Annotated in this window: 27 protein-coding genes; all 27 read left to right on the plus strand. The window is 63.7% G+C overall.

The window, feature by feature from the left end:
• The first annotated feature begins 61 nt into the window (after window positions 1-61).
• Complete coding sequence (locus BMZ19_RS17980) at window positions 62-388, plus strand: putative quinol monooxygenase (protein WP_090312963.1); 327 nt, start codon at window positions 62-64, stop codon at window positions 386-388.
• 67 nt (window positions 389-455) lie between these two features.
• Entirely contained in the window at window positions 456-1,199 is a 744-nt protein-coding gene (locus BMZ19_RS17985) for an SDR family oxidoreductase (RefSeq protein WP_090312964.1), read from the plus strand.
• A 63-nt stretch (window positions 1,200-1,262) separates the two neighbouring features.
• On the plus strand, window positions 1,263-1,694 hold the full coding sequence (locus tag BMZ19_RS17990) for a VOC family protein (protein WP_090312965.1): 432 nt from the start codon (window positions 1,263-1,265) through the stop codon (window positions 1,692-1,694).
• 71 nt (window positions 1,695-1,765) lie between these two features.
• Complete coding sequence (locus BMZ19_RS17995) at window positions 1,766-2,986, plus strand: aromatic ring-hydroxylating oxygenase subunit alpha (RefSeq protein WP_090312966.1); 1,221 nt, start codon at window positions 1,766-1,768, stop codon at window positions 2,984-2,986.
• A gap of 330 nt (window positions 2,987-3,316) precedes the next feature.
• Complete coding sequence (locus BMZ19_RS18000; protein WP_090312967.1) at window positions 3,317-5,077, plus strand: FAD-dependent oxidoreductase; 1,761 nt, start codon at window positions 3,317-3,319, stop codon at window positions 5,075-5,077.
• The gene (locus BMZ19_RS18005) at window positions 5,077-5,475 is read left to right on the plus strand and encodes a hypothetical protein (RefSeq protein ID WP_212633251.1); all 399 of its coding nucleotides are present in this window, start codon (window positions 5,077-5,079) and stop codon (window positions 5,473-5,475) included. The genes BMZ19_RS18000 and BMZ19_RS18005 overlap by 1 nt, the downstream gene beginning before the upstream one ends.
• A gap of 129 nt (window positions 5,476-5,604) precedes the next feature.
• Window positions 5,605-6,990, plus strand: a complete 1,386-nt coding sequence (locus tag BMZ19_RS18010; RefSeq protein WP_090312968.1) for a DUF1329 domain-containing protein — start codon at window positions 5,605-5,607, stop codon at window positions 6,988-6,990.
• A gap of 82 nt (window positions 6,991-7,072) precedes the next feature.
• Entirely contained in the window at window positions 7,073-7,588 is a 516-nt protein-coding gene (locus BMZ19_RS18015; protein ID WP_090312969.1) for a nuclear transport factor 2 family protein, read from the plus strand.
• Between the two features lie 110 nt (window positions 7,589-7,698).
• A complete protein-coding gene (locus tag BMZ19_RS18020) occupies window positions 7,699-9,096 on the plus strand; it encodes an aromatic ring-hydroxylating oxygenase subunit alpha (RefSeq protein ID WP_090312970.1) in 1,398 nt (465 codons plus the stop codon).
• A 38-nt stretch (window positions 9,097-9,134) separates the two neighbouring features.
• A complete protein-coding gene (locus BMZ19_RS18025) occupies window positions 9,135-9,920 on the plus strand; it encodes an SDR family oxidoreductase (RefSeq protein WP_090312971.1) in 786 nt (261 codons plus the stop codon).
• Between the two features lie 75 nt (window positions 9,921-9,995).
• Window positions 9,996-10,514, plus strand: coding sequence for a nuclear transport factor 2 family protein (locus tag BMZ19_RS18030; protein WP_090312972.1), 519 nt, complete (start codon window positions 9,996-9,998; stop codon window positions 10,512-10,514).
• A 28-nt stretch (window positions 10,515-10,542) separates the two neighbouring features.
• Window positions 10,543-10,872, plus strand: a complete 330-nt coding sequence (locus BMZ19_RS18035) for a Rieske (2Fe-2S) protein (protein ID WP_090312973.1) — start codon at window positions 10,543-10,545, stop codon at window positions 10,870-10,872.
• A gap of 43 nt (window positions 10,873-10,915) precedes the next feature.
• The gene (locus tag BMZ19_RS18040) at window positions 10,916-12,343 is read left to right on the plus strand and encodes an aromatic ring-hydroxylating oxygenase subunit alpha (RefSeq protein WP_090312974.1); all 1,428 of its coding nucleotides are present in this window, start codon (window positions 10,916-10,918) and stop codon (window positions 12,341-12,343) included.
• Window positions 12,344-13,033 (plus strand): EthD domain-containing protein, encoded by a 690-nt coding sequence (locus BMZ19_RS18045; protein ID WP_090312975.1) that lies wholly within the window; start codon window positions 12,344-12,346, stop codon window positions 13,031-13,033.
• A gap of 2 nt (window positions 13,034-13,035) precedes the next feature.
• Entirely contained in the window at window positions 13,036-13,881 is an 846-nt protein-coding gene (locus BMZ19_RS18050) for a sugar phosphate isomerase/epimerase family protein (protein ID WP_090312976.1), read from the plus strand.
• A gap of 28 nt (window positions 13,882-13,909) precedes the next feature.
• On the plus strand, window positions 13,910-14,680 hold the full coding sequence (locus BMZ19_RS18055; RefSeq protein ID WP_090312977.1) for an SDR family NAD(P)-dependent oxidoreductase: 771 nt from the start codon (window positions 13,910-13,912) through the stop codon (window positions 14,678-14,680).
• A 138-nt stretch (window positions 14,681-14,818) separates the two neighbouring features.
• A complete protein-coding gene (locus BMZ19_RS18060) occupies window positions 14,819-15,277 on the plus strand; it encodes a nuclear transport factor 2 family protein (protein ID WP_090312978.1) in 459 nt (152 codons plus the stop codon).
• A gap of 575 nt (window positions 15,278-15,852) precedes the next feature.
• Window positions 15,853-16,965, plus strand: coding sequence for an NADP-dependent oxidoreductase (locus BMZ19_RS18065; protein WP_090312979.1), 1,113 nt, complete (start codon window positions 15,853-15,855; stop codon window positions 16,963-16,965).
• Window positions 16,962-17,495 carry a VOC family protein gene (locus BMZ19_RS18070; RefSeq protein WP_090312980.1) on the plus strand — a complete coding sequence of 178 codons (534 nt, stop codon included), beginning with the start codon at window positions 16,962-16,964 and terminating at the stop codon, window positions 17,493-17,495. The genes BMZ19_RS18065 and BMZ19_RS18070 overlap by 4 nt, the downstream gene beginning before the upstream one ends.
• A gap of 168 nt (window positions 17,496-17,663) precedes the next feature.
• Window positions 17,664-19,037 (plus strand): DUF1329 domain-containing protein, encoded by a 1,374-nt coding sequence (locus BMZ19_RS18075; protein WP_090312981.1) that lies wholly within the window; start codon window positions 17,664-17,666, stop codon window positions 19,035-19,037.
• Window positions 19,038-19,127: 90 nt separating this feature from the next.
• Entirely contained in the window at window positions 19,128-19,946 is an 819-nt protein-coding gene (locus tag BMZ19_RS18080; RefSeq protein WP_090312982.1) for an SDR family oxidoreductase, read from the plus strand.
• Window positions 19,943-20,416, plus strand: a complete 474-nt coding sequence (locus tag BMZ19_RS18085) for an SRPBCC family protein (protein WP_090312983.1) — start codon at window positions 19,943-19,945, stop codon at window positions 20,414-20,416. The genes BMZ19_RS18080 and BMZ19_RS18085 overlap by 4 nt, the downstream gene beginning before the upstream one ends.
• A gap of 190 nt (window positions 20,417-20,606) precedes the next feature.
• Window positions 20,607-21,593, plus strand: coding sequence for a thiamine pyrophosphate-dependent dehydrogenase E1 component subunit alpha (locus tag BMZ19_RS18090; protein WP_090312984.1), 987 nt, complete (start codon window positions 20,607-20,609; stop codon window positions 21,591-21,593).
• The gene (locus BMZ19_RS18095) at window positions 21,590-22,585 is read left to right on the plus strand and encodes an alpha-ketoacid dehydrogenase subunit beta (RefSeq protein WP_090312985.1); all 996 of its coding nucleotides are present in this window, start codon (window positions 21,590-21,592) and stop codon (window positions 22,583-22,585) included. The genes BMZ19_RS18090 and BMZ19_RS18095 overlap by 4 nt, the downstream gene beginning before the upstream one ends.
• Before the next feature lie 19 nt (window positions 22,586-22,604).
• On the plus strand, window positions 22,605-22,835 hold the full coding sequence (locus BMZ19_RS18100) for a biotin/lipoyl-containing protein (RefSeq protein ID WP_090312986.1): 231 nt from the start codon (window positions 22,605-22,607) through the stop codon (window positions 22,833-22,835).
• Window positions 22,835-23,596: a 2-oxo acid dehydrogenase subunit E2 gene (locus BMZ19_RS18105; RefSeq protein WP_090312987.1), complete on the plus strand. Its 762-nt coding sequence runs from the start codon at window positions 22,835-22,837 to the stop codon at window positions 23,594-23,596. Before BMZ19_RS18100 ends, BMZ19_RS18105 begins: the two co-directional genes overlap by 1 nt.
• A 20-nt stretch (window positions 23,597-23,616) precedes the next feature.
• The gene (locus tag BMZ19_RS18110) at window positions 23,617-24,408 is read left to right on the plus strand and encodes an SDR family NAD(P)-dependent oxidoreductase (RefSeq protein WP_090312988.1); all 792 of its coding nucleotides are present in this window, start codon (window positions 23,617-23,619) and stop codon (window positions 24,406-24,408) included.
• The last annotated feature ends 15 nt before the right edge of the window (window positions 24,409-24,423 follow it).

A 24,423-nucleotide genomic window follows, 5' to 3' on the forward strand; every position in this document is an offset into this window, starting at 1 on the left:
GCATCCAGCGTGCGGGTGCCACCTGTTCCCTTCAAATAACGATAAGAATGAAGGATTGCGCATGGACACCATTGCGATCAGTGCCCGCATGGAAGTCACCCCGCAGCGGGTCGATGACTACCTCGCTGCGGCGCAGGAGGTGATGACCCACACCCGCCGGGAGCCTGGCTGCCGCCACTATGCCTTTGCCCAGGACATCCTGGCGCCCAACGTCATCTGGATCAGCGAGGAGTGGGACTCGGACGAGGCCCTGCAGCAACACTTCGCCACCCCGCACATCAATACCTTTCTCAAGCGCGTCGCTGATATCGAGCTGCTCGACATGACGGTGCGCAAGTATTCGATATCCGCCATCGACAGCATTACCCCGCCGCCAATCCGCGGCTGATCGCGACGACACTTCGTTCATTTCATCAAGCGCTCGGCGCAGGTGTCGCCGTGCCTGGAGGCAAGTCATGGGACGTGTAGCAGGGAAGGTTGTGCTGATTACCGGCGCGGCATCGGGGCTGGGCGCCGCCGATGCCAGGCTGCTGGCGCAGGAGGGCGCCCGTGTGGTGCTCACCGACGTCAACGAGGAGCTGGGGCGCGAGGTCGCTTCGAGCATCCCCGGAGCGCTGTTCCTCACGCACGACGTGCGCGACGAGCTGCGCTGGAAGGAAGTGATCGCCGAGACCCTGGCGCATTTCGGTCGTCTCGATGTGCTGGTGAACAACGCCGGGGTGGTGATCTTCGGCGATGTTGAGAATATCAGCCTGGAACAGTACCGCTTCGTCAACGCGGTGATGTCCGAGGGCACCTTCCTCGGTTGCAAGCATGCCATCCCGGCGATGCACGCCAGTGGCGGCGGCTCGATCATCAACATCTCCTCGATTGGCGCGATCAAGGGCATCGGCGAGGTTTTCTCCTATGCCGCCGCCAAGGGCGCCATCCTGTCGATGACGCGCAGCGTGGCCATCCACTGCCAAGACAAGGGCTACAAGATCCGCTGCAACGCCATTCTCCCCGGCGGCCATGAGACGCCGATGACCGCTGCCGCGCTGCGCGATATCGACCCGGACAGCCATGCCCTGTCGCAGGTGAAGAAGGAGATGGGGCAGCCGGTCGATGTGGCCAACCTGGTGCTGTTCCTGGCCTCCGACGAGTCGCGCTACATCAACGGTACGCAGATGGTCATCGACAACGCTGAAACCATCAAATAAGCAGAGCTCTGGAAGCCCGGCAGCTGGGCTTCCAGCACTCGCATTGCCAAGGGAGACACATCCATGAGCCAAGCTTTTCACCACGTCGCCATCTCCACGCCCAACATGGAGCGAGCCGTGGCCTTCTACCGAGATCTGCTCGGTCTGGAGGAGATCAGCCGCACCAGCTGGCCGGCCGGCAGCCTGCAGATCAACCAGGTGCTCGGCCTGGAGGACTCCGCGGCGACCCAGGTCATGCTGCAGGGGCGCAACCTGTGCATCGAGCTGTTCCAGTTCAGCCTGCCCGAGACTCTGCCGGAGGAGGGCGAGCGCCCGGTGAATCGTCACGGCATCACCCATTTCTGCCTGGACGTGAAGGGTATCGATGAGCTGTACGAGCGCCTGCTGCAGGCGGGGGTTCGCTTCCATGCGCCGCCGCAGCACATGGGGACGGTGAAGGCGACCTATGCGCGCGACCCGGACGGCAATGTGTTCGAGTTGCAGGAAATTCTCTAGCAACTGGATTGGTTGATGCAGTCGCATCTGAAAATTGCATACCCAAAACCTGTCAGCCAGGGACTGCAACTATGTCCGAACACGCCAGAACGACCCTGATCCGCACGGCCAGGGACATGCTCCACCGCTTGGACAGCCAGCAGATCGATCTGGCCCCAGACATTCTCAGCGTCGATGCCGATATCTATGTAAGCCCTGAACGCTTCGAGGCAGAGAAAAGACTGCTGTTTCGGCGCCTGCCATTGATGCTTGCCGCAAGTTGCGAGCTGGCCGAACCGAATAGTTACAAGGCCATGGAAATAGCCGGAGTGCCGGTCTTGCTGGTGCGCGGCGCGGATCGGCAGGTGCAGGCCTTTCTCAACAGCTGTACTCACCGCGGCAGCCAGTTGGCGGAAGGTTGCGGCAAGCGGGCACGGTTCACCTGTCCCTACCACGGCTGGACCTTTACCGCAGAAGGAAAGCTGCTCGCGGTGGCTTCAGCCAGATCCTACGGTGACGTGGACAAGGGCAGCCTGGGGCTGAAGAGGCTGCCTACCTGGGAAAGTGCCGGGCTGATCTGGGTGACCCTCGACCCGGGCTCCACTCTGGATAAGCCCAGCTTCCTTGGCGGGGTGGACCAGCTATTGGAGGGGTTCCAGCTGGATCGCTGGCAGCTCTATGACCAGCGCGTCTTGCCCGGAGCGAACTGGAAGTTGGCCTTCGATGCCCACATGGACTTCTACCACCTGCCTATCCTGCACAAGAACACCTTTGGCCCCGATATCAGCAATCTGGCCCAATATTACTTCCATGGCCCGCACCAGCGCCTGGGGCTGATGTCCAGCAATCCGGTTGAACAGGACGGCCTGCACAGCCTGAAAAACCTGCAGGAGCAGGAGTGGTCAACCGGGGCATTGCTGTTTGGCGAGTGGATTCTCTTCCCCAATGTCTCCCTGAACTGCTTCATTGCCGGCGAGCGGATCATGGTCATCTCCCAGGTGGTTCCCGGCGAAACGCCTGACTCCTCGCAGACCATCCAGACCTTCCTGACCGAGAGCGCGCCCACCGAGGCCAGCGAAGCGAAAGTGCGGGAGTTGGTCAGCTTCATCGGGCGCGTGGTTGGCGAGGAAGATCTGCCCATGTCGCGCCAGCAACAACGGGCGCTGTCTTCCGGGCTGATGCCCAAGGTGCAATTCGGCCGCAACGAGCTTGGTCTGCAGCAGTATTACCATTGGCTGGAGCAGGTGTTGGCCGCGTCCAGCGATGACGATCTCAACCGCCTTTTCTCCCAACCGGCACCGGTAACACCCTGAACAAAGCAAGATCGCTGCTGGAGCAGTCGTGCGCCTGGTGCAAGTGGCCTGGCAGGCTCCATGGCTTGTCAGCTGTTATCGAGCGCGAGTGTCTTGGTTACGTCCTGGGGGCAGTCCGAGGGGGAGGCAAGGGCGCACGTCGACTCTCGAGAGGCTTGGAAATCGGCTCGAAATCGTGGCGCTGTGCGGGCTGAGCGATGACTTCGCGGGACTGCACAACTAGGGCTTGATCCAGATCAAGGCAGAGGCTATCTTCAATAAAAACCATCGGGTCGGTTTTTTCTGGTCCGAGAGAAGCTTCACACAGAACAACAAGAACGAGGCAAGTCGATGAGCAACGACAATCAAGACAACAATCTTTCCCGGCGCAAGCTGCTGATCGGTGCAGGCCTGGTTGCCGGTGCTGCCTCCACTCTTGGCCTGGCCAGCTCGGTGCTTGCTGCCGGCGAGAAGTCTGCCAAGGGTGATCAGGCTTGGGACATGGAAACCGACATCGTCTGTGTCGGCTCTGGTGCAGCGGCATGCTCGGCCGCGGTCACCGCCACCTCGCTGGGCGCCAAGGTGATCGTTGTCGAGAAGATGCCGATGCCTGGCGGCACCACCGGCAAGTCCGGCGGGGTGACCTGGATTCCCAACAACAAGTTCATCGCCGCCAATGGCGCTCAGGACAAGCGCGAAGACTGCCTGCGCTACATGGCTCGCTACGCCTACCCGGAAATGTACGCGGCCAACAGCGAGACCCTGGGCCTGCCGCAAGACGTTTTCCAGATGCTCGAAGCCTTCTACGACAACGGCTCGAAGATGGTCGAGTGGATGGAGAAGATCGATGCGATGCACTTCCGTCAGTTCAAGATGTGGGACGTGGATACCGCGCCGCCGGACTACGGTGACCACCTGGCGGAAAACAAGCTGAACAACATGCGCGCCATGGAGCCGGCGTCCGGCGCCAGCTCCGCCGGCGGCGGCAACAGCCTGGCCTATCAGCTGGAGCAGTGGCTGACCAAGCGTGACGTGCCCTTCCTGCTCGAGCACCGGGCCGTCGGCCTGATCAAGGACGGCGAGCGGGTGATCGGCCTCGAAGTGGAGAACGCCGGCAAGATCCTGCGCATCCATGCCCGCAAGGGCGTGATCTTCGGCACCGGCGGCTACTCCCACAACGTCGAGCTGGTGCGCCTGCATCAGCCGGGGCTTTACGGCGCCTGTGCCGCGGGCGGTTCGACCGGCGACTTCATCGGAATCGCCCAGCAGGCTGGGGCGAAGATGGGCCCGCTGGGCACTGCATGGCGTACTCCCGTGGTACTGGAGCAGGCGCTGGAGAACCGCGCGCTTCCCCATGGCGTGTTCTTCGCGCCGGGTGACTCGATGATCCACGTCAACAAGTACGGCAAGCGTGTGATGAACGAGAAGCGCAACTACAACGACCGTACTCGCGCGCACTTCACCTTCGATCCGGTCAATGCCGAATACCCGAACCGCTTCATGTTCATGGTCTTCGACGACCGCACCCTGGACCGCTACGCCGGTGCCTTGCCGCTGCCGCTCGACAAGCGCGAGTCCAAGTGGCTGATCGAAGGCAGCAATCCCCAGGAGCTGACCGCCAACATCAAGAAGCGCCTGCAGAGCCTGACCGGCAAGATCGGCAATCTGTCCTTGTCCGATGACTTTGCGCAGAACCTGGATGCCAGCATCGAGCGTTACAACAAGTTCGCCGAAGCCGGCCGGGACGAAGACTTCGACCGCGGATTGCATGAGTACGACCGGATCTGGAACAAGCTGTTCTCGCCGGTCAGCAAGAACGCCACGTTCCCGGCCAACGACAAGCCCAACCCGACCATGTACCCCATCGATCGCAAGAGCACCCTATATGCGGTGATCCTGGCGCCCGGAGCGCTGGACACCAATGCCGGGCCGGCGATCAACCCGTATGCCCAGGTGCTCTCGGCCAAGGGTGAGCCGATCACTGGCCTGTACGGCGCCGGCAACTGCATCGCCAGTCCGTCGGGGCCGGCTTACCTGGGGGCTGGCGGCACCATTGGCCTGGCCATGACCTTCGGATATCTGGCGGCCCGGCATGCCGTGGGACAAGCCTGATGAACGCCCTTTCCAGAAAACTGCTGGCCCTGCTGGTGCTGGCCTTGCCACAGGCCGGGCTGCAGGCGGCTGAGGAGGTCAGCTTCTCCAAGGCGGTAGCGCCGATTTTCCGGGGGCAGTGTGCAACTTGCCACATGACCGGCAGCGAGCCGGGGGGCATGAAGCTGTATCCCTCGGCGGCCTACCAGAGCCTGGTCGGCGTGGCGTCGGCGAGTAGCCCGTTGCAGCGGGTCGCCCCCGGCGAGCCGGAGCAGAGCTACCTGCTGCACAAGCTGCAGGGAACTCATCTGAATGTCGGCGGTGCGGGGGTGCAGATGCCCTTCGCCGAGCCGCCGCTGCCGGAGGACAGTCTGCAACTGATTCGTCTGTGGATCGAGCAGGGAGCGAAGAACAACTGAAGTTGTAAAAAGAGGTCGCCCTCTTTCCCGGCGAAACCTCGGCGGACGCCGAGCAGCCTTGCTTCCGGGCGAGTGGGGGCATTGGTAAAAACGAGTAACCACCATACAAGAACAATGAAGGGGTAGCTTATGAAGACGTTTGCCAAGCATGCTTTGCTGCTGTGTGCGGTAAGTGCTGCCAACGCCAGTTGGGCGGCGCTGAGTCCCGAGGAAATCGCCAAGCTGGGTGCCGAGCTGACGCCCTGGGGCGCCATCAAGGCTGGCAATGCCGACGGCAGCATTCCCGCCTATACCGGTGGCATCGAGCCGCCGGCCAGCTACGACCCGTCCAAGCCGGGCATCCGCCCAGACCCCTTCGCCGACGAGAAGCCGCTGTTCAGCGTGACTGCCGCCAACCTGGCCGAGCACGGCGACAAGGTGACCGAAGGCTTCAAGGAAATGCTCAAGAAGTACCCGTCCTTCCGCATGGATGTCTACCCGACCCATCGCACGGCCAAGTACCCGGATTACGTCACCCAGAACACCCTGAAGAACGCCGCGACCTGCGCACTGGCCGAGAACCTCCTGCAACTGGCCGGTACCTGCTACGGCGGCGTGCCGTTCCCGATTCCGAAGAACGGCGCCGAGGTCATGTGGAACCGTACCCTGAAGTACGACCAGTACGCCTATTACTCGCCGGCGCAGCTGTCCACGCTGGTGGACTCCACTGGCCGCAAGATCCAGACCGGGGGCTTCGCCTACTGGCAGACCTTCCCGCACTACGACCCGGCGCGCACCACGCCGATCGGCCCCGAAGATATGCTCGAATACGGTCGCGTCGACTGGACGGCACCGGCGCGCAAGGCGGGCGAGAAGCTGGTCCTCCATGATTCGGTGGACATGCTGGAAGTGGGTCGCCGGGCCTGGTCCTACCTGCCGGGCCAGCGCCGAGTGAAGCTGTCCCCGGACGTGGCCTACGATACGCCGAGCCCGGCCGGTGGTGGCGTGGGCACCGTAGACGACACCCAGGTGTTCTATGGCGCCCAGGATCGCTACGACTACAAGTTGGTGGGCAAGAAGGAAATGTACATTCCGTACAACACCTTCAAATTGCACGATCCGCAGAAGTGCTCGGACGAGCAGGTGTTCACCCCCAACCACCTGAACCCGGACTGCGTGCGTTGGGAGAAGCACCGCGTCTGGGTAGTCGAGGCCACGCTCAAGCCGGGCAAGCGCCACGTCTATCCCAAGCGTACCTTCTACTGGGACGAGGATATCCCTGCCGTCGGCATGGCTGACAACTACGACGATGCCGGCAAGATCTACCGGGTGACCCAGGCCAACTACTACCCCTTCTACGAAACCACCGGGCACAACCCGCATGAGTTCGTGGTGCATGACATGACCAGCGGTGCCTATGTGCGCCAGGCCTACACCCAGGCAGGCAAGGGCATGATGGTGGTGACCAAGCCGGAAGAGGCCAAACCCTCGGGCTTCTACCAGGCCAACAGCCTGACCAACAGCGGTGTCCGCTGAGTCTTGACCTCGGCAATCTGAAGGGCAGGGTGGACCGGGAAGGCTCGTGTGCCTTCCCGGTCTCGCCACAGGAGGACGCTTCATGAACGAGAGTGGATTGCAGCAACTCGACAGCCTGCGCGCCGAGTTGGCAGACCTGACCGCGCGCCGCGATATCCAGCAGGCGCTCAACGACTACATGCGGGGTCAGGACCGCCTGCTGCCCGACCTGCAGCGCCAGGCCTTCCACGAGGACGGTTGGGTCGACTGCGGGCTGTTCGCCGGGCGGGCGTGGGAGTTCGTCGACTTCGCCCAGGGCTTCCTGGCGCAGTGCGATGCCAGCCAGCACCTCATCGGCCAGGTTGACATCAAGCTGGACGGCAAGCGTGCGCAAGGCGAGGTGTACTTCATCGCCCACCACCGTACGATCGAGAAGGGCGAGAAGTTCGACCTGTTCATCGCCGGCCGCTATCACGACGAGTACGAGGACCGAGGCACCGGCTGGAAGATTTCCCGGCGCAAGGAGATCGTCGACTGGGCGCGGACCGATCCGGCTGCCGACAGTTTCCTCAGGGAGCAGACCTCGCTGCACCTGGCGCGGCGCGGCGCGGCCGGATAGCGGTTGCAGTTTTCTTCGGATCGCATTAAAACAAATTTGTTTGTCTTCAATTGGGGCCGCAAGGTCTTCATAAAGCTGCACCTCTATAACAATAATCACGGAGGTCGAACATGAATAAAGCGCTGCATCTGGCGCCGGGTGAGGCTCGCTGTCCTGGAGCCAGTACCGCCGACATCATCGCTTCGGACGGCGACCACGCACCGGCCCATCTCACCGATCCGTCCTATCGCTTTCTGGGCGATCAGGACATCCCCTACGAGCACTACACCTCCCGCGATTTCTTCGCCCTCGAGCAGAAGAAACTGTGGAGCCGCGTCTGGCAGTGGGCCTGCCGCGAAGAGGACATTCCCGAGCCGGGCGACTACTACGTCTACGAGATAGTCGAGAAGTCGGTGCTGGTGGTGCGCACGCAGGACGGCAGCATCAAGGCCTATCCCAATGCCTGCCTGCACCGCGGCACCCAGCTGAAGCCCGCCGGCTCCTGCGGTCGTTCGAAGGAGCTGCGCTGCCCGTTCCACGGCTTCACCTGGTCGCTGGAAGGCGAGCTGACCGACGTGCCCTGCCGCTGGGACTTCCCGCACATGGAGGATGAGCGCTTCCGTCTGCCGGAGCTCAAGGTCGAGACCTGGGGCGGCTTCGTCTTCATCAACTTCGACCCCAATGCCACGCCGCTGGCCGAGCACCTGGGCATCCTTCCCGAGCATTTCGCCCAGTGGGATCTCTCCGAGAAGTTCGTCGCCCTGCATGTGCGCAAGCTGTTGCCGGCCAACTGGAAGGCCTGTCTGGAGGCCTTCCTGGAATCCTTCCATGTGTTGGAAACCCATCCCCAGGGCGTGCTGACCGTCGGCGATGCCAATACCCAGTACGACATCTACGGCGACACGGTATCGCGCTTCGTCCACTTGGTCGGCTTCCCCAGCCCGCACCTCAAGGAAACCTTCACCCAGCAGCAGCTGCTCGATGCGTTGCTGGCCGAGGGCGTGGTAGAGGGCGTGGGCGGCGAGGGCTCCAAGTTGCTGGTGCCGGAAGGCAGCACGGCGCGCAAGGTGTTCGCCGAGCATATCCAGGCGACCCTGGGCAAGGCCTATGGCAAGGATCTGTCGCACCTGAGCATCTCGGAAACCATCGACGCCATCGAGTACTGCCTGTTCCCCAACACCTGCTTCTTCCCGTCGCTGCTGTTCCCGATGGTCTACCGCTTCCGCCCCAACGGCAACGATGTGGACTCCTGCATCTTCGATCTGCTGTACCTGCAGCCGGTACCCGACTCGGGCGAGCGCCCGGATCCGGCCGAGCCGGTGGAGCTGGATTTCGAGCAGTCCTTCCATGAGGTGCCGGGGCTTGATCCGGGCCTGGCGACCATCTACGACCAGGACACCGGCAACCTGATCGCCCAGCAGCGCGGCTTCAAGTCCAGCACCAAGCCGGGCGAGACCTTGGGCAACTACCAGGAAATCCGCATCCGCCAGCTGCACCAGACGTTGGTCAAGTACCTGGCTGCCGAGTGAGGCAGTCGTCCGTTCTCCAATTTCGAACCGAGGTGGACATGCAACGTATCAAGGACAAGGTGGCGCTGGTGACCGGCGCCGCATCAGGTATTGGTGCCGGGATTGCCCGACTGTTCGTCGAGGAAGGCGCCAAGGTGCTGCTGGCCGACATCAACTGTGTCGCCGGCGAGGCTCTGGCCGATCAGCTCGGCGCCAATGCGGCCTTCGCCAAGCTGGATGTCAGTATCGACTCCGACTGGAGCGCAGCACTGGCGGAGCTGGAGCAGCGCTGGGGTGCGCTGGACATCCTGGTGCAGAGCGCCGGCATTTCCTATCCGGCGCACATCGAGGCCGCCACCCTGGACGACTGGGACCGGCACATGGCAGTGCATGCGCGCGGCGCCTTCCTCGGCTGCAAGCACGCCATCGCCAGCATGAAGAAGAAGCGCTCCGGCTCGATCGTCAACATCTCCACAGTGGAAAGCATCCGTCCGGGGCCGTTGTTCGTCTGTTATGGCGCCGCCAAGGCGGCGCAGGATGCGGTGACCAAGACCGTGGCGCTGCACTGCGGAGAGCAGGGCTACAACATCCGCTGCAACTCGGTGCACCCGGCGGCGACTCGCACGCCCAACCTGCAGCAGTACCTGGACGCGTCCGACGATCCACAGAGCCTGGAAGCCATCTATGCCGGCATGCAGCCGTTGAACCGCATCGCCGAAGTCAGCGAGATCGCCGCCGCCGTGCTGTTCCTCGCCAGCGACGAAGCCAGCTTCGTCACCGGGCACCAGATGTACGTCGACGGCGGCGTGCTGGCCAAACCCTATCCGGCGGGCGAAGGCGCCTGATTGCTGCGGGTGGGAAGCGTGTGAGCGCTTCCCACCCGTGAGCGCTACGCCACGGGTCTTTGTGAAGGACATGCGATGAATCTCGAACAGATGCAAATCCAGCTGGAAACCCTGCAGGCCAAGCAGGCTCTGCACGAGCTGCTTGCCAACTACTGCGCCGGCGTCGATCGCCGCGACCGGGCGCTGCTGGAGTCGCTGTGGTGGCCGGAGGCGACCATGGACTTCGGACTGTTCGCCGGCCCGGCGGCGCAGTTCTGCGAACTCATCACCGCCGACAACCCGGCGGTGCAGATCACCTGGCATTTCACCAGCAACGAGACGTTCGAGATCGACGGCGACCGCGCCAGCGGCCGCGCCTACGTGATCGGCATGAGTGCGCTGGCGGGTGACGACAAACCCACCCAGCACATCGCCGCCGGCCGCTACCTCGATCAGTACGAGCGCCGCGGCGGTGTCTGGAAGTTCAGCAAGCGTCTGTTCGTGCTCGATCTCAATTTCAACGAGACCAGCAGCGCGATCTGGGACAGCGGCATCGGCGCCGCCGTGACCCGCGGCAAGGCCGGGCTGGACGACGTTTCCTATTCCTTCGCCTGAGTGCGCTCAGTACCAAGGGGAGTAACCCATGAGCCAATTCCATCACGTACTGGACTGCGCAGATCTTCCGGCCGGCAAGAGCCTGGCCGTGGACCTCGACGGCCTCAGCGTCCTGGTGTGCAACGTCAACAACGAATACTTCGCCGTGGAGAACCGCTGCACCCACCAGGGTGCGGAGCTGCAGGGCGGTCGGATCCGCAACGGCATGATCGCCTGCCCGCTGCACGGGGTGCTGTTCGACGTGCGCAACGGTTGCGGCAAGGGGCCGTTGGGACGGGTGCCGCTGCGCACCTTCGCCGTGCAGGTGGTCGACGGTCGTATCGAGGTCAGCCAGGAAGCCGCGGCCGTACCGGCCTGAGCGTCAGCTCTGCACTCCATAACAAGAACAACAGGTGACCCCCATGAACAGCAAGCTCAAGATGCCCCTGATTCCTGGCGATTATGCCGGCCTGCAACCCGGCGAGGCGCGCTGCCCCGGCCCCACCGTGCAGGACATCATCGCCAGCGACGCGCTGCCCGCTCCCGAGGTGCTACGCACCAGCAATTACGAGTTCATCGGCGACAGCGACATTCCCTACCGACGCTACACCTCGCCGGCCTTCTTCCAGCAGGAGCTGGACGATATGTGGCCGAAGGTCTGGCAATGGGCCTGCCGCCTCGAGCACATTCCCCAGGTGGGCGACTACTACGTATACGAACTCGGTCCGTATTCGTTCCTGATCGTCAATACGGAGAAGGGCATCAAGGGCTACTACAACTCCTGCCTGCACCGTGGCACCAAGCTGCGCCCGGAGGAGGGCATGGGCTGCGCCCAGGAGCTGCGCTGCCCCTATCACGGCTGGACCTGGACCCTGGAAGGCGAGATTGCCCGCGTGCCCTGCGCCTGGGACTTCCCCCATGCCAAGCCGGAGGACTACCGCCTGCCGGAAGTGCGGGTCGAAACCTGGGGCGGCTTCGTGTTCATCAACATGGACGAGAATGCCAAGCCCCTGCACGAGTACATGGAGGTCATGCCCGAGCATTTCCGCAACTGGGATCTCGAGCAGCGCTTCACCGAACTGCACATGGCCAAGGTGCTGCCGTGCAACTGGAAGACCGGACTGGAGGCCTTTCTCGAGTCCTACCACGTGGTTGAGACCCATCCGCAGCTGCTGCAGGGCACCGGCGATGCCAACGTCCAGTACGACCTGTATGGCGATCACGTCACCCGCTTCTACGCGGTCGGCGGGGTGAGCAGCCCGCACCTCGAGCAGCCGCTCAGCGAGCAGGAGCTGGTCAACTCGATGCTGGTGGGCGATCGCACGGTGATTAGTGACGAACTCACCGTGCAGCCCGGGGAAACCGCGCGCATCGTCATGGCGCGCTATCTGCGCAAGATCCTCGGCGACAAATACCGGGTCGACCTGAGCCAGATGTCCGACGCCGAGATGATCGATACCATCGAATACCACCTGTTCCCCAACATGGTGCTGTTCCCGGGCGTTTCGCTGCCCATGGTCTATCGCTTCCGCCCGTTGGGCACCGATGTCGATCGTTGCCTGTTCGAGATCCTGTTCCTGCGTCCGCTGGCCGAAGGCCAGGAGCGCCCCGATGCGCCGGAAGTGGCGATGGTGGCCGAGGAGGAGTCCTACGACGTGGTGCCCGGCATGGACCCGTACCTGGCCCATGTCTATGACCAGGACACCGCCAACCTGCGCGCCCAGCAGCAGGGCTTCAAGGCCTCGAAGAAGAAGGGCGAGACCCTGGGCAACTATCAGGAGGCGCGCATTCGCCACTTCCACCGCACCCTGGACCGTTACCTGGCCCGCGCCAGCCGCGGGGAAGGCTGAATGGATGCGCTCAAGGTAGTCAGCTTCCTCAACCGGCGGGCCGATTACAGCCTGCCGGCCTTCAGCGAATACTGGCGCACCATCCATCGCGGGCATGCAATGAAGCTGGTCGAGGCCGGCTTCATGCAGGGCTACGTGCAGAATCATGGGGTCGCGGCCGGGCTCGAGGGCTTGCCGGTGATGGCCGACGGTTCGCCCGAGCTGTGGATCGACGGGCTCGATACCCTCGAGCGGCTGATCGCCAGTCGCGAGTACCAGGAAGGCGCCGGGCCGGACGAGGCGAATTTCGTCACGCCACCGGTGCTTGCCTGTGTCGCTCATGAGCGAATCATCCAGGAAGCGGCGGAGCCAGCGGCGCTGCAGGGAGCGCTCAAGCTGATACTGGTGGTCAGTCGCGCCCCGCAAGCGAACGCTGCGGATTTTCGCGAGCGTTGGCTGAGTGGTGATGGTGGGCCGCTGCTGGCTGGTCAGCCACTGCGGCTGACGCGCCAAGCTGTGGTGGAGGGCGATGCGCCAGCCGTCTTCGACGGCGTCGAATGCAGCTGGTGGCCGGATCTGGAAACGCTGCGCCGGGCCTGGCGGCAGCGTGATCCTGCTGCGGGGCGCGGGCTGATCGCCGCCGATTCGCTGCGTGGCCTGCTGGCCCGCGCGGAGGTGGTGGTACAGCCTCCGCAGTCAGCCGGAGGCTAGCCATGTCGCCCCAGCCGCTCGCCCTGCATCACTTCACCCTGTGCGATGTCTCGCCGCTAGAGCTGGTGTCGATCGCGGCAGAGGTGGGCTGCGATGGCGTTTGCCTGTTCGTCGAGTCGCCGCCGGGCTTCGGCTTTCCGCTCGTGACTCCGGCGCTGCGCAGCGATCTGCTCGCCCGGCTGCGCGAGCATGAAGTACGGGTGACCAACCTGGAGTTCTTCTCCCTGACCGAGGCGGTGGACCTCGACGGCTTCCGCCCGGCGCTGGCGCTCGGCGCCCAGCTTGGGGCGCGCTTGGCGGTGACCCACATCCATGACCCCGACCCCCTGCGTGGCACCGACTGTCTCGGCCGCTTAGCCGAGCTGGCCGGCGAATACGGTCTGCAGCTCGGCCTGGAGTTCATGGCCCTGACGCCCGGCTGCACCTCGCTGGCCGCGGCCGCCGGCTTCGTCGAGCGGGTCGGCCGCAGCAACCTGGGCATCGGCGTCGATGCGTTGCACCTCGCGCGCACTGGCGGTACGCCGGCCGAGGTCGCCGCGCTGGCTCCCGGGATGGTTGCCTACGCCCAGCTCTGCGACGGGCCGCTGCTGGCTGCGGGTGTCGATGCGCTGGATCCGGCGCGCTATGCCGAAGAAGCCTTCAACCGCCTGCCGCCAGGGCAGGGGGTATTTCCCCTGGCGGAGCTGATCCGGGCGCTGCCGCCTACCGCTGCGCTGGATGTCGAGGTGCCCATGCCACGACTGGCCGCGCAGGGTGTTTCCGCCTTACAGCGAGCACGCCTGGCCGTGGCGGGCGCTCGCAGCCTGCTCGACGCGCAGGCGAGTCAAACGATCAACCAACCGCAATAACAACAAAAAACAAAAAAGGTGCAACGAGATGACAGCACGCGTGCTTGAAGGAAAGGTAGCCATCGTCACCGGCGCGGCCATGGGCATGGGCGCAGCCACGGCGCAGTTGTTCGCCGAAGCCGGCGCCAAGGTGGTGGTGGCGGACATGAATGAGGACATGGGCCTCACCCTGGTCGCCGAGATCGAGCGGGCCGGTGGCCAGGCGCTGTTCCAGCGCTGCAACGTAGCGGTCGCGGCGGATGTGGAGGCGCTGGTGCAGGCGACCGTGGCGCATTTCGGTCGGCTGGACGTGGCGGTCAACAACGCGGCGGTGTCGCCCGATACCAAGCCGCTCGCGGAGATGGACGAGGACGAGTTCGACAAGGTGATCGCGGTGGACCTGAAGGGCGTCGCCCTGTGCCTGAAGTACCAACTGTCGCAGATGATCCGCCAGGGCGGCGGTGGGGCGATCGTCAATATCGGCTCGGTCAGCTCGTTCCGCCCGCAGCCGAACAACGGCGTCTACGTCGCGGCCAAGCACGGCGTGGTGGGCCTGAGCAAGGTGGCGGCCCTCGAGAACGGCGTGCACGGCATCCGCGTCAATACCGTCGCGCCGGGCGCCATCGACACCCTGATGCTGCGCGGGGCGCTGGAGCGCATGGGCGCGAGCGAGGCCGATTATGCGCCGCAGCTCAGCCTGCTGGGCCGCTTTGGCCAGCCGCGCGAAGTGGCTCAGGCAAGCCTCTGGCTGGCCTCCGAGCAGTCGTCCTACGTCACCGGCACCACCATCCACGTGGATGCCGGCTACACCAATCGTTAAGCAAGGCACAGGAGTGCGCGCCCGCTCTGCGCGGCGCCGCTCCATTGGTTCGCTCTGCCGGTAGCCGGGAGCTGCCGGCAGACGGCCCCCAGGTGGTCAGAGGCCTCTGGCCACTAAAAACCACAATGGAGAGACTCAATGTCCAGCCTTGAACAACGCGTGCGCCTCATCGAAGACCGTCAGGCTCTGCAGGACCTGTTTCATGGCTACCTGTTTGCCGTGGATTCGCTGACCGACCTCGACGGCATGCTCAGCCTGTTTACCGAAGACGTCAGCTTCGATCTGCGCGAAATCGGCTTGCCCTGCCTGCAGGGTCATCAGGGGCTGCGTCAGTTCTTTGCCGACGTGTTCGGCTACATGTCCCACCACGCCCACTATGGCACCAACTTCACCGTACGCCAGCTCGATGGCGATACCGCTTCGGCGTGTGCTTACGTCATCGGCTCGGGGGTGCGTGACGGCGTGCAGGTGACCCTGCACGTCAAGTATTTCCTCGACTACGTGCGCACTCCGGCCGGCTGGAAGATCTGCCGCTTCTCCGAAGCGCCGATCCTGCCGATGCCGGATTCGCTCACCCAGGTCCATCGCAGTCACTGATCGTTGCGCCGCGCCCTGTGCGTCGCTGGAGGGCTCGCTGGCCAAGCTGCCCGGCCATTGGGGTTTCCCCTGCGTCGACAAGGAGTAATTCAGCCTGCCGGAGGCCCGGGTAGGATGGAGGACTTGGCCCGATGGACCAGAGGCTACGGCTCATGGTCCATCTGGCCCGCAAGTCGCAAGCCCGGAGCAACGCAGGCGCCACTGCCGCCACGGCGGAATCACGCGGATAGGGCGGCGCAGCGGCTGGACGTCTCGAGCCGCCCGTCACGGTATTTTGTGCATCCCGGAAATCGTCAATGAAGCCCTTGAAAGAACCGGATGTACTGGTTATTTTAAATAAAAACGTACATGTTGGTTTTTAAATGCAGCAAGAATGACGAGCCGAATTCATGACCCTGCCGTCCGTGGCTTCAACACGCTCTTCCATGCTCCAGCCAGAGACGCCGCCATCGCGGTCGGATCGCCGGTCCCCGTCGACTGACTCCGGTGCCCAGTGCCGGCAGGCGTGCGCTGTCCAATCCAGCGGCGGCTAACTGCCCATAGCGAATGACAACAACAAGAAGGAGCGCGAGAGCATGCCCGAATTACCCAATCGCCGCTGGATCCTGCAGAAGCGTCCCGCCGGTCTGGTGACCCTGGCCGATATCGAACTTCGCGAGGAGCCGTTGCGCCCGCTGCAGTCCGGTGAGGTACTGATCCGCAACCACTATCTGTCCATCGACCCGGCCATTCGTGACTGGATGTCCGAGCGGCCGAGTTACTTGCCCTCGATTCCCCTGGGCGCGGTGGTACGCAGCACCAGCCTCGGCGCGGTGGTCGAGAGCCGCCACCCGGCATTCAAGGCCGGCGACCTGGCCGTCGGCGTCAACGGCTGGGAAGACTTCTCCATCGCCAGCGGCGACCAGCTGATGTCGGTGCAGCCCATGTCGGGCGAGGCGGAGCAGTACTTTCTCAGCATCTACGGCGCGGTGGGCCTGACGGCCTACTTCGGCTTGCTGGAGAAGGGGCGGCCGCAGCCTGGCGAGACGGTGCTGGTCAGCGCCGCCGCTGGCGCGGTCGGTTCCCTGGTGGGGCAGATCGCCAGGCTCAAGGGCTGTCGCGCAGTCGGCATCGCCGGCTCCGAGGCAAAGTGTCGCTGGCTCGTCGACGAGCTGGGCTTCGATGCGGCGATCAACTACCGCACCAGCACTAACCTGCAGGAGGCCATTCGCGAGGCCTGCCCGAACGGGGTGGACGTCTACTTCGACAACGTCGGCGGCGAGGTACTGGACGCCGCGCTGATGACCCTCAACAAGAACGCCCGCATCGTGTTCTGCGGCGCCATCTCCGGCTACAACAGCCAGCAGTCGGTGCCGGGACCCTACAACTTCTGGCAGATCCTTGCCCGCACGGTGACGCTGGAAGGCTTTCTCGTCTCCGACTACTTCGACCGTTTCCCCGAGGCGATTGCCCAGGTCCGCCAGTGGCTGGCGGAGGGGAAGATCACCTTCCGCGAGCAGGTGGTCGACGGGTTGGAGCACTGCCTGGACACCTTCAATCTGCTGTTCGAGGGCGCCAACAACGGCAAGCTGATCGTCAGGCTCGATCCGGCACGACAGGCCAACGGGGAGGCTGGGCTGAGCCGCAGCCCCCTGAATCAAGCAACCGAGGCGGCCGTACTGGCCGCCACACAGGAGGTGACACGATGAGCACGGTAAAAAATGCACTGTCCGGGCTGGGCACGATCATGCAGCTGGCCTGGGTGCCGAAGGATTTCGACGCGGCGCTCCGCTACTGGACCGAGACCATGGGAGTCGGTCCGTTCTTCCACCTCAAGCATATCCAGACCGAGGCCACGCATTACCGTGGCCAGCCGGTCGACCTGGATTTCTCGGTGGCGATCGCCTACTGGGGCGACATGCAGATCGAGCTGATTCGCCAGCACAACGACGCACCATCGATCTACAAGACCTGGCTCGACGCCGGCCGCGAGGGCATGCACCACGTCTGTCTGATGGTCGACAGCATGGAGCAGGCGCGCGCCACCTGTCGCGCAGCCGGGGCGGAGGTGATGCAGGAGGTCTGGTTGCCGGGCGGGGGCGAGGCGATCTACGTGGACGCCGGCGGCGAGCTGATCGAGCTGATCGATTTCCCCAAAGAGCACTACGCCTTCTTCGACCTGATGAAGAACGCGGCGGCGCAATGGGATGGCTGCAATCCGCTGCGAGTCGTCGATTGACCGACAGCGGCGAGGGAGCGGCGTGGCTCCCGTGGGCGTAACCGGTGATCTGGCGATCGCTTCGGTAGGCCCCGCAAACAAGGTTTCACCGTGGCAAGTGTCGGGCAGGCGCCGGAGCAGGGGGCGTTGCTCGACACGCATAAATAACAAAAACAGGAGAGGCACCACATGAAGCAATTGATGCGTAATGTCGTGGCAATCGCCGTGGCCGGAGGCTGTGCCGCCTTGGCTCATGCCGCAGCAACCCCGGAGCAGATCGGCCAGATCGGCAAGACTTACCTGCCCTGGGGGGCGGAGCAGGCGGGCAATGCCGACGGCAGCATTCCGGCCTATACCGGCCCGATCAAGCAGCCAGCCAGCTACGACACGAAGAATCCGGGTATCCGTCCTGATCCGTTCGCCAACGAGAAGCCGCTGTTCTCCATCTCCAGCCAGAACATGACCCAGTATGCCGACCAGATCTCCGAAGGCATGCAGGCGATGCTGCGCAAGTACCCGACCTTCCGCATGGATGTCTATCCGTCCCACCGCACGGCGGCCTATCCGGAGTACTTTCAGAAAAATGCCGTGAAGAACGCCAGCGAATGTCGGACGAAGAATGATGAACTGGGTCTTGAAGGCTGCTACGGCGGCACCCCGTTCCCGTTCCCGAAGACCGGCAACGAGGTCATGTGGAACCGCTTGCTGAAGTTCGACCAGTTTGCCTTTGAAACCCGTGCCTTCACCACCAGCCTGGTCGATACGCGCGGCACTCGCACGGTGACTGGCGTGTCGAGCATGCAGATCCAGTATCCGATCTTCGATCCCCAGCGTACCGGGCCGATCGGCGACAAGGAAATCTACGAGATGCTGCGCGTCGACTTCCTCGACCCGGCACGCAAGAACGGCGAGAAGATCGTCGTGCACGACTCCATCGACATGGTGGATCAGGGCCGGCGTGCCTGGCAGTACCTGCCCGGACAGCGCCGCGTCAAGTTGGCCCCCGACATTGCCTATGACACGCCCAGCCCGACCAGTGGTGGTGTGACGACGACTGATGAACTGGCGATCTTCTACGGTGCGCTGGATCGCTATAACTTCAAGCTGCACGGCAAGAAGGAAATGTACATCCCCTACAACACCTACAAGATCCGGGATCCCAACGTGTGCCCGGATACCATGGCCGAAACCAAGAATCACCTGAATCCTGACTGCATGCGCTGGGAGAAGCACCGGGTCTGGGTCGTCGAGGCAACCCTCAAGGAAGGTCAGCGCCATATCTATCCGCGCCGGATGATCTATCTGGATGAGGATCTCTACAGCGTGGGCATCAGTGACAACTTCGACCGTGCCGGGCAGATCTACCGGGTCAACCATAGCCTGCCGATCACCTTCTACGAGGGCACCGGGCACATGACCGACGAAGCGGTCACCTATGACCTGGCCAATGGTGCCTACCACCGCCAGCAGAACGCCACCATGGGCGGCGGCTGGGTCGTGACTTCGCCCCGTCCGGACAATCACTTCAGTCCTGCCGCCATGACTGGCGGCGGCATTCGCTAACCGGGACGAACTGTTTGGCAGGTGTAGTCAGGGCACCGCACGGTATCTCCGTGCGGTGCCAACCACATAGAACAATGACAAGAGGCTGTTATGCACACTTCCAACAAGCTGAACGGCAAAGTTGCGGTGGTGCTCGGCGCGGCTGGGCGCGACAACATGGGGCAGGTCATCGCCCGTCGTTTCAGGGATGAAGGCGCCACGGTGATCGTCGCTGGCCGCCACGGCGACGAGCTGGCGCGCCTGGCTGACGAGATCGGCGGCTATGCCAAGACTTGCGATATCACCGATCGCCAACAAGTGCTCGACCTGTTCACTTTTGCCAAGGACAAGGGCGGGCGCGTGGATATCGCGGTCAACGCCACCGGCTGGGGCCTGCTGCGTCCCTTCCTGGAAACCAGCGTGGATGAGCTCAAGCGCATGAGCGACCTGCAGTTCGTCGGCCCCTTCCTGTTCTGCCAGGCCGCCGTGGAGGCCATGGAGCAGGGCGGCTCGATCATCCAGATCAGCTCGGCAACCGCCACCATCATGTTCCACGATCACGCCGCCTATATGGGCACCAAGGCGGGTACCGACCACGTGATCCGTTGCGTGGCCAACGAGTTTGGCGAGCGCGGCATCCGCGCCAACTCCATCTCGCCGGGGGTCACCGACACGCCGATGACCGCCGCCGCCAAGGAAGTGCCGGGGCTGTTCGAGGCCTTTGCCTCAGGGTATCCGTTGCAGCGCATCGGCACTTCCGAAGACATCGCTGCCGCCGCCGTCTGGCTGGCCAGCGACGAATGTTTCATGACTGGGCAGAACCTGCAGGTCAACGGCGGGCTTACCCTGCGCCGCAATCCGATGAAGCACGAGATAGAGGCGTCCGTGCAGGCCGCCGCCCAAGCACTTGGACAGGAGCAGACGGCATGAGCCAGACCAAAACTCTGCAGATCACCACCAGCCATGAGTTCGACGCGCCCGCTGACGTGGTCTGGACGCTGCTCGAGGACTTTGCCCAGATCGAGCGCTGGTGGCCGAAGGACGAGCCTGCGGTAAGTATCCAGCGCGTCGAGCTGGAGGGGGAGGGCATCGGCCTGATTCGCCATATCTACAACCACGGCTTTCCTGCCCCGGTCAGTGAGCGCCTGGACTTTCAGGACCCGGCAAACCTGGTCTATCGGCTGTCCATCGTCGGCGAGCGGCCTGCCGGCCTACTCGGCTATCAGGCCACCGGGCGCATCGAGCGCCTGCCTGGCGAGCGTTCGCGGCTGAACTACTGTGGCGAATTCAGCACCGAGCCGGGGCGCGAGGCGGAGGCCGAGGCATTCCTGAGAGGGGCCTATGCCCTGATGTTCAAGGGCCTGGCGCAGGCTGCAGCCCGGGAGGCATCCGTCAGCTGAGCAGGCGGCGCCTGAGTCGTGTCGGGCCGTTCTGTGGATTGGCAGAAAAAAACAGCGCAGGGCTTGCTCAATGGCTGAGCCCTCTATATCTTTAAAAACAATCCTGTCGGTTTTAAGCTGATTCCGTCAGCCACAGCCGCGGCCCAAGACACAACAAAGACAACAACTAGCTCACCTGGGCGAGGTAACCATGAAAGACCCCAAGACCCCCGATGCGGCGGTATTGCTGGATATCTACCGCAAGGCCCATCTGATCAAGACTGCCGATGACCGCTTCATCGAGCTGATCAAGGCCGGCCAGATCGCCTCTCCGTACTACTCGACCCGTGGCCAGGAGCTGATTCCGGCGGCGGTGTCGGTCAACCTGCGCGCCGACGACTACGTCATCACCACCTACCGCGGCATTCACGACCAGCTCGCCAAGGGCATCCCGCTGCGGCCCTTCGTGGCCGAGTTCATGGGCCGTGCGACCGGTACCTGCAAGGGCAAGGGCGGGCCGATGCACATCACCCATCTGGCGTCCGGTCTGCCGGTGACCACCGGGGTGGTCGGCTCCGGCCTGCCGATCGCCAACGGTCTGGCCTGGGCGGCGCAGTTGAAGAAGACCGGCCAGGTCACCGTGTGCAACTTCGGCGATGGCGCCAGCAACATCGGGGCCTTCCACGAGGCGCTCAACCTGGCGTCGGTGTGGAAGCTGCCGGTGGTGTTCGTCTGCCAGAACAACGGCTACGCCGAGCACACCAAGTACGAATACGGCACCGGTGCCCATGCCATTGTCGATCGCGCCATCGGCTACGGCATGCACGGCATCCAGTGCAACGGCAACGACGCGGTGGAGATGTGGGGGGCGGCGCACGAGGCGATCGAGCGCGCGCGCAGCGGCCAGGGTCCGACCCTGATCGAGGCCAAGACCTTCCGCTTCCGTGGCCACCTGCTCGGTGACGACAGCCACTACATCGCCAAGGATGAAATGGCCGCGGCCATCGCCGCCGACCCGATGCCGGCGCTGCGCGCCTGGCTGATCGAGCAGGGCCATGCCAGCGACCTGGCGCTGGCGGAGATCGACAACACCAACCGCGAACAATTCGAGGATGCCGTCCAGTTCGGTCTGGCCAGTCCCTATCCCGACGTTTCCGAGCTGCAGCTGGACGTCTATGCCGAGGAGGTCCGCGCATGAGCGAAGTCAAGGCACGCCGAATGAACATGTCGCAGGCCATCGCCATGGCCATGTACGACGCCATGGAGCTGGATTCCAGCGTGATTGCCCTCGGCGAGGACATCGCCGATCCGCAGGGCGGCGGGGTGTTCAAGTGCACCGCCGGCCTGTCCGACCGCTTCGGCACCGAGCGGGTACGCTCCACGCCGATCGCCGAGCAGGCCATCATGGGCGCCGCGGTGGGCGCTGCGCTGGCCGGCATGCGCCCGGTCGCCGAGATCATGCTGATGAACTTCATCACCGTGGCCATGGACCAGGTGGTCAACCACGCCGCCAAGCTGCGCTTCATGACCGGCGGGCAGACCCACGTGCCGCTGACCATCCGCACCGCCACCGGGGCCGGCTTCGGCACGGGCGGCCAGCATGCCGACTACCTCGAGGCCTGGTTTGCCCATACCGCCGGCATCAAGGTGGTGGCGCCGTCGACCCCGGCGGATGCCTACGGCCTGCTGCTGTCGTGCATCTTCGACGACGATCCCTGCCTGTTCGTCGAGAGCCTGCCGCTGTACTTCGCCATGGGCGAGGCGCCGGTGGCCGGCGAGCGCATTCCTCTGGGCAAGGCCAAGGTGGTCCGCGAGGGCAGCGACATCACCGTGGTCAGCTACAGCCGCACCATGGTCGAGGTGCAGGCCGTGGCCAAGGAGCTGGAGAAACAGAACATCTCGGTAGAGGTCATCGACCTCCGCAGCATCGTGCCGCTCGACATGGACACCGTGCTGGCCTCGGTAGCCAAGACCGGCCGCCTGGTGGTAGCCCACGAAGCCCAGGTGGACTTTGGCGTGGGGGCGGAGATCGCCACCCGCGTGCATCGCGAGCTGTTCGGGCAGCTGCGCGCGCCGGTCGGCCGCGTCGGTGCTGCGCGCTCGCCGGTGCCGTTCTCCAAGGCACTGGAAGACGCCTTCATTCCAACCAAGCAACGCATCACCGCTGCGATTCTCGAAACCCTTCGTTAACGAACAGGATGGGATAGCCATGACTACGCAAATTCTTCTTCCCAAGCTGGGTTTCTCGATGAACGAGGCGGTGCTCGTCGAGTGGATGGCCGAGGACGGTGCCCAGGTGAGCAAGGGCCAGCCGCTGTACGCCATCGAAAGCGAGAAGTCGCTGCAGGAAATCGAGGCGCCGGCCGATGGCACGCTGCGGATCATCGAGCAGGCAGGCGAGACCTATGAAATCGGCACCGTCATCGGGGAGATTGCCTGATGACTGCGGCTGAGAAAGCACCGGTCGCCTGGCCTGACAATCTGCCGCCGATGCCGGCCGTGGACTTCAGCCAGTTCGGCCCGATCGAAACGGTCGATCTGTCCCGCTATCAGCTGCTTACCGGTGCATTTCTCGGCCGCAACTGGGTGCAGATACCCCATGTCACCCACCATGACGAGGCCGAGATCGATGCGCTGGACGAGCATCGCCGCCAGTTGGGTAACGACCTGGGCATCAAGCTGACGCCGTTGCCGTTCCTGATCAAGGCGCTGGTCAATGCGCTCAAGGCGTTTCCCAAGTTCAACGCCTCCCTGTCGCCGGATGGCAAGCGATTGGTACTCAAGCAGTATTTCCATGTCGGCGTTGCTGTCGATACTGATAACGGGCTGCTGGTGCCGGTGATCCAGCACTGCGACCGCAAGTCGATAGCCGAAATTGCCAGCGAGCTGGCCGAGAAGTCGGCGCGGGCGCGCAGCAAGGGCTTGCCGATCACGGAAATGTCGGGTGGCTGCATGACCATCAGCTCCTTGGGCTCGATTGGCGGCACCGCCTTCACACCGATCATCAATGCGCCTGAAGTGGCGATCCTCGGCGTGACCCGGGTGACGGAGCGTCTGGCCATGGTGGAGGGCAAGGTGGTGGTGAAGCATCTGTTGCCGCTGTCGCTGAGCTACGACCATCGGGTCATCAATGGGGCCGATGCGGCGCGCTTCTGCCGTTTCGTCGCCGAGCAACTGGCAGATCCCACGCTGCTGGTCTGAAGGGTAATGGAGTGCAAGCAATGAACAATAACAATAGAGCAAGCGTGCAGGACCAGTTCTCTCTGGAGGGCCGCGTCGCCTTGGTCACCGGGGCCGGCACCGGGCTGGGTGCCCACTTTGCCCGGGTGCTGGCCCAGGCAGGGGCCAAGGTGGCCTGCGTGGCTCGGCGCCTGGACCGGGTCGAGGCGGTGGCTGCGGATATCCGCGCCCAGGGTGGCGAGGCCTTCGCCTGCGTCTTGGATGTCACGGATGGCGCCTCCATCAAGCAGGCCTTCGACAGTGTCGAGCGCCACCTTGGCCTGATCGATGTGCTGGTCAACAATGCCGGGCTGTCCGATCCGGCGCCCTTCGAGGAAATGAGCCGCACGCAGTGGACGTCCCTGCTGGATGCCAACCTCTCCGGCCCGTTCTTCGTCGCCCAGGAAATGGCCAAGCGTTTGATCGTTGCCGGCAAACCCGGCTCGATCATCAATATCGCCTCCATCCTCGGTCATCTGGCCAAAGACAAGTTCGTGAACTACGGCACGACCAAGGCAGGCCTGATTCACATGACTCAGTATATGGCGCTGGATCTGATACCCTATTCAATCAGAGTCAACGCTCTGGCCCCGGGGTATTTTCCCAGCGAAATGACCAACCCTTTCTATGAGTCGGAAGTCGGCAAGCGCGAAATCGCCAGCCTGCCGCCCAAGCGCCTTGGGCGCCATGAAGAGCTGGATGGGCCGTTGTTGCTGCTGGCCAGCAACGCTTCTTCCTATATGAGTGGCAGCGTCGTGACCGTGGATGCGGGGCATTCGATTCGTCTGTCCTGATGTGTAATCGCGGGC

The organism is Pseudomonas linyingensis (genome assembly GCF_900109175.1).
In the GTDB taxonomy this organism is placed as follows: domain Bacteria; phylum Pseudomonadota; class Gammaproteobacteria; order Pseudomonadales; family Pseudomonadaceae; genus Geopseudomonas; species Geopseudomonas linyingensis.

Bases quoted from the DNA above. Each gene is read 5' to 3' on its own strand.
- BMZ19_RS17980 (WP_090312963.1), top strand. From the start codon at position 62: ATGGACACCATTGCGATCAGTGCCCGCATGGAAGTCACCCCGCAGCGG.
- BMZ19_RS17985 (WP_090312964.1), top strand. From the start codon at position 456: ATGGGACGTGTAGCAGGGAAGGTTGTGCTGATTACCGGCGCGGCATCG.
- BMZ19_RS17990 (WP_090312965.1), top strand. From the start codon at position 1,263: ATGAGCCAAGCTTTTCACCACGTCGCCATCTCCACGCCCAACATGGAG.
- BMZ19_RS17995 (WP_090312966.1), top strand. From the start codon at position 1,766: ATGTCCGAACACGCCAGAACGACCCTGATCCGCACGGCCAGGGACATG.
- BMZ19_RS18000 (WP_090312967.1), top strand. From the start codon at position 3,317: ATGAGCAACGACAATCAAGACAACAATCTTTCCCGGCGCAAGCTGCTG.
- BMZ19_RS18005 (WP_212633251.1), top strand. From the start codon at position 5,077: ATGAACGCCCTTTCCAGAAAACTGCTGGCCCTGCTGGTGCTGGCCTTG.
- BMZ19_RS18010 (WP_090312968.1), top strand. From the start codon at position 5,605: ATGAAGACGTTTGCCAAGCATGCTTTGCTGCTGTGTGCGGTAAGTGCT.
- BMZ19_RS18015 (WP_090312969.1), top strand. From the start codon at position 7,073: ATGAACGAGAGTGGATTGCAGCAACTCGACAGCCTGCGCGCCGAGTTG.
- BMZ19_RS18020 (WP_090312970.1), top strand. From the start codon at position 7,699: ATGAATAAAGCGCTGCATCTGGCGCCGGGTGAGGCTCGCTGTCCTGGA.
- BMZ19_RS18025 (WP_090312971.1), top strand. From the start codon at position 9,135: ATGCAACGTATCAAGGACAAGGTGGCGCTGGTGACCGGCGCCGCATCA.
- BMZ19_RS18030 (WP_090312972.1), top strand. From the start codon at position 9,996: ATGAATCTCGAACAGATGCAAATCCAGCTGGAAACCCTGCAGGCCAAG.
- BMZ19_RS18035 (WP_090312973.1), top strand. From the start codon at position 10,543: ATGAGCCAATTCCATCACGTACTGGACTGCGCAGATCTTCCGGCCGGC.
- BMZ19_RS18040 (WP_090312974.1), top strand. From the start codon at position 10,916: ATGAACAGCAAGCTCAAGATGCCCCTGATTCCTGGCGATTATGCCGGC.
- BMZ19_RS18045 (WP_090312975.1), top strand. From the start codon at position 12,344: ATGGATGCGCTCAAGGTAGTCAGCTTCCTCAACCGGCGGGCCGATTAC.
- BMZ19_RS18050 (WP_090312976.1), top strand. From the start codon at position 13,036: ATGTCGCCCCAGCCGCTCGCCCTGCATCACTTCACCCTGTGCGATGTC.
- BMZ19_RS18055 (WP_090312977.1), top strand. From the start codon at position 13,910: ATGACAGCACGCGTGCTTGAAGGAAAGGTAGCCATCGTCACCGGCGCG.
- BMZ19_RS18060 (WP_090312978.1), top strand. From the start codon at position 14,819: ATGTCCAGCCTTGAACAACGCGTGCGCCTCATCGAAGACCGTCAGGCT.
- BMZ19_RS18065 (WP_090312979.1), top strand. From the start codon at position 15,853: ATGCCCGAATTACCCAATCGCCGCTGGATCCTGCAGAAGCGTCCCGCC.
- BMZ19_RS18070 (WP_090312980.1), top strand. From the start codon at position 16,962: ATGAGCACGGTAAAAAATGCACTGTCCGGGCTGGGCACGATCATGCAG.
- BMZ19_RS18075 (WP_090312981.1), top strand. From the start codon at position 17,664: ATGAAGCAATTGATGCGTAATGTCGTGGCAATCGCCGTGGCCGGAGGC.
- BMZ19_RS18080 (WP_090312982.1), top strand. From the start codon at position 19,128: ATGCACACTTCCAACAAGCTGAACGGCAAAGTTGCGGTGGTGCTCGGC.
- BMZ19_RS18085 (WP_090312983.1), top strand. From the start codon at position 19,943: ATGAGCCAGACCAAAACTCTGCAGATCACCACCAGCCATGAGTTCGAC.
- BMZ19_RS18090 (WP_090312984.1), top strand. From the start codon at position 20,607: ATGAAAGACCCCAAGACCCCCGATGCGGCGGTATTGCTGGATATCTAC.
- BMZ19_RS18095 (WP_090312985.1), top strand. From the start codon at position 21,590: ATGAGCGAAGTCAAGGCACGCCGAATGAACATGTCGCAGGCCATCGCC.
- BMZ19_RS18100 (WP_090312986.1), top strand. From the start codon at position 22,605: ATGACTACGCAAATTCTTCTTCCCAAGCTGGGTTTCTCGATGAACGAG.
- BMZ19_RS18105 (WP_090312987.1), top strand. From the start codon at position 22,835: ATGACTGCGGCTGAGAAAGCACCGGTCGCCTGGCCTGACAATCTGCCG.
- BMZ19_RS18110 (WP_090312988.1), top strand. From the start codon at position 23,617: ATGAACAATAACAATAGAGCAAGCGTGCAGGACCAGTTCTCTCTGGAG.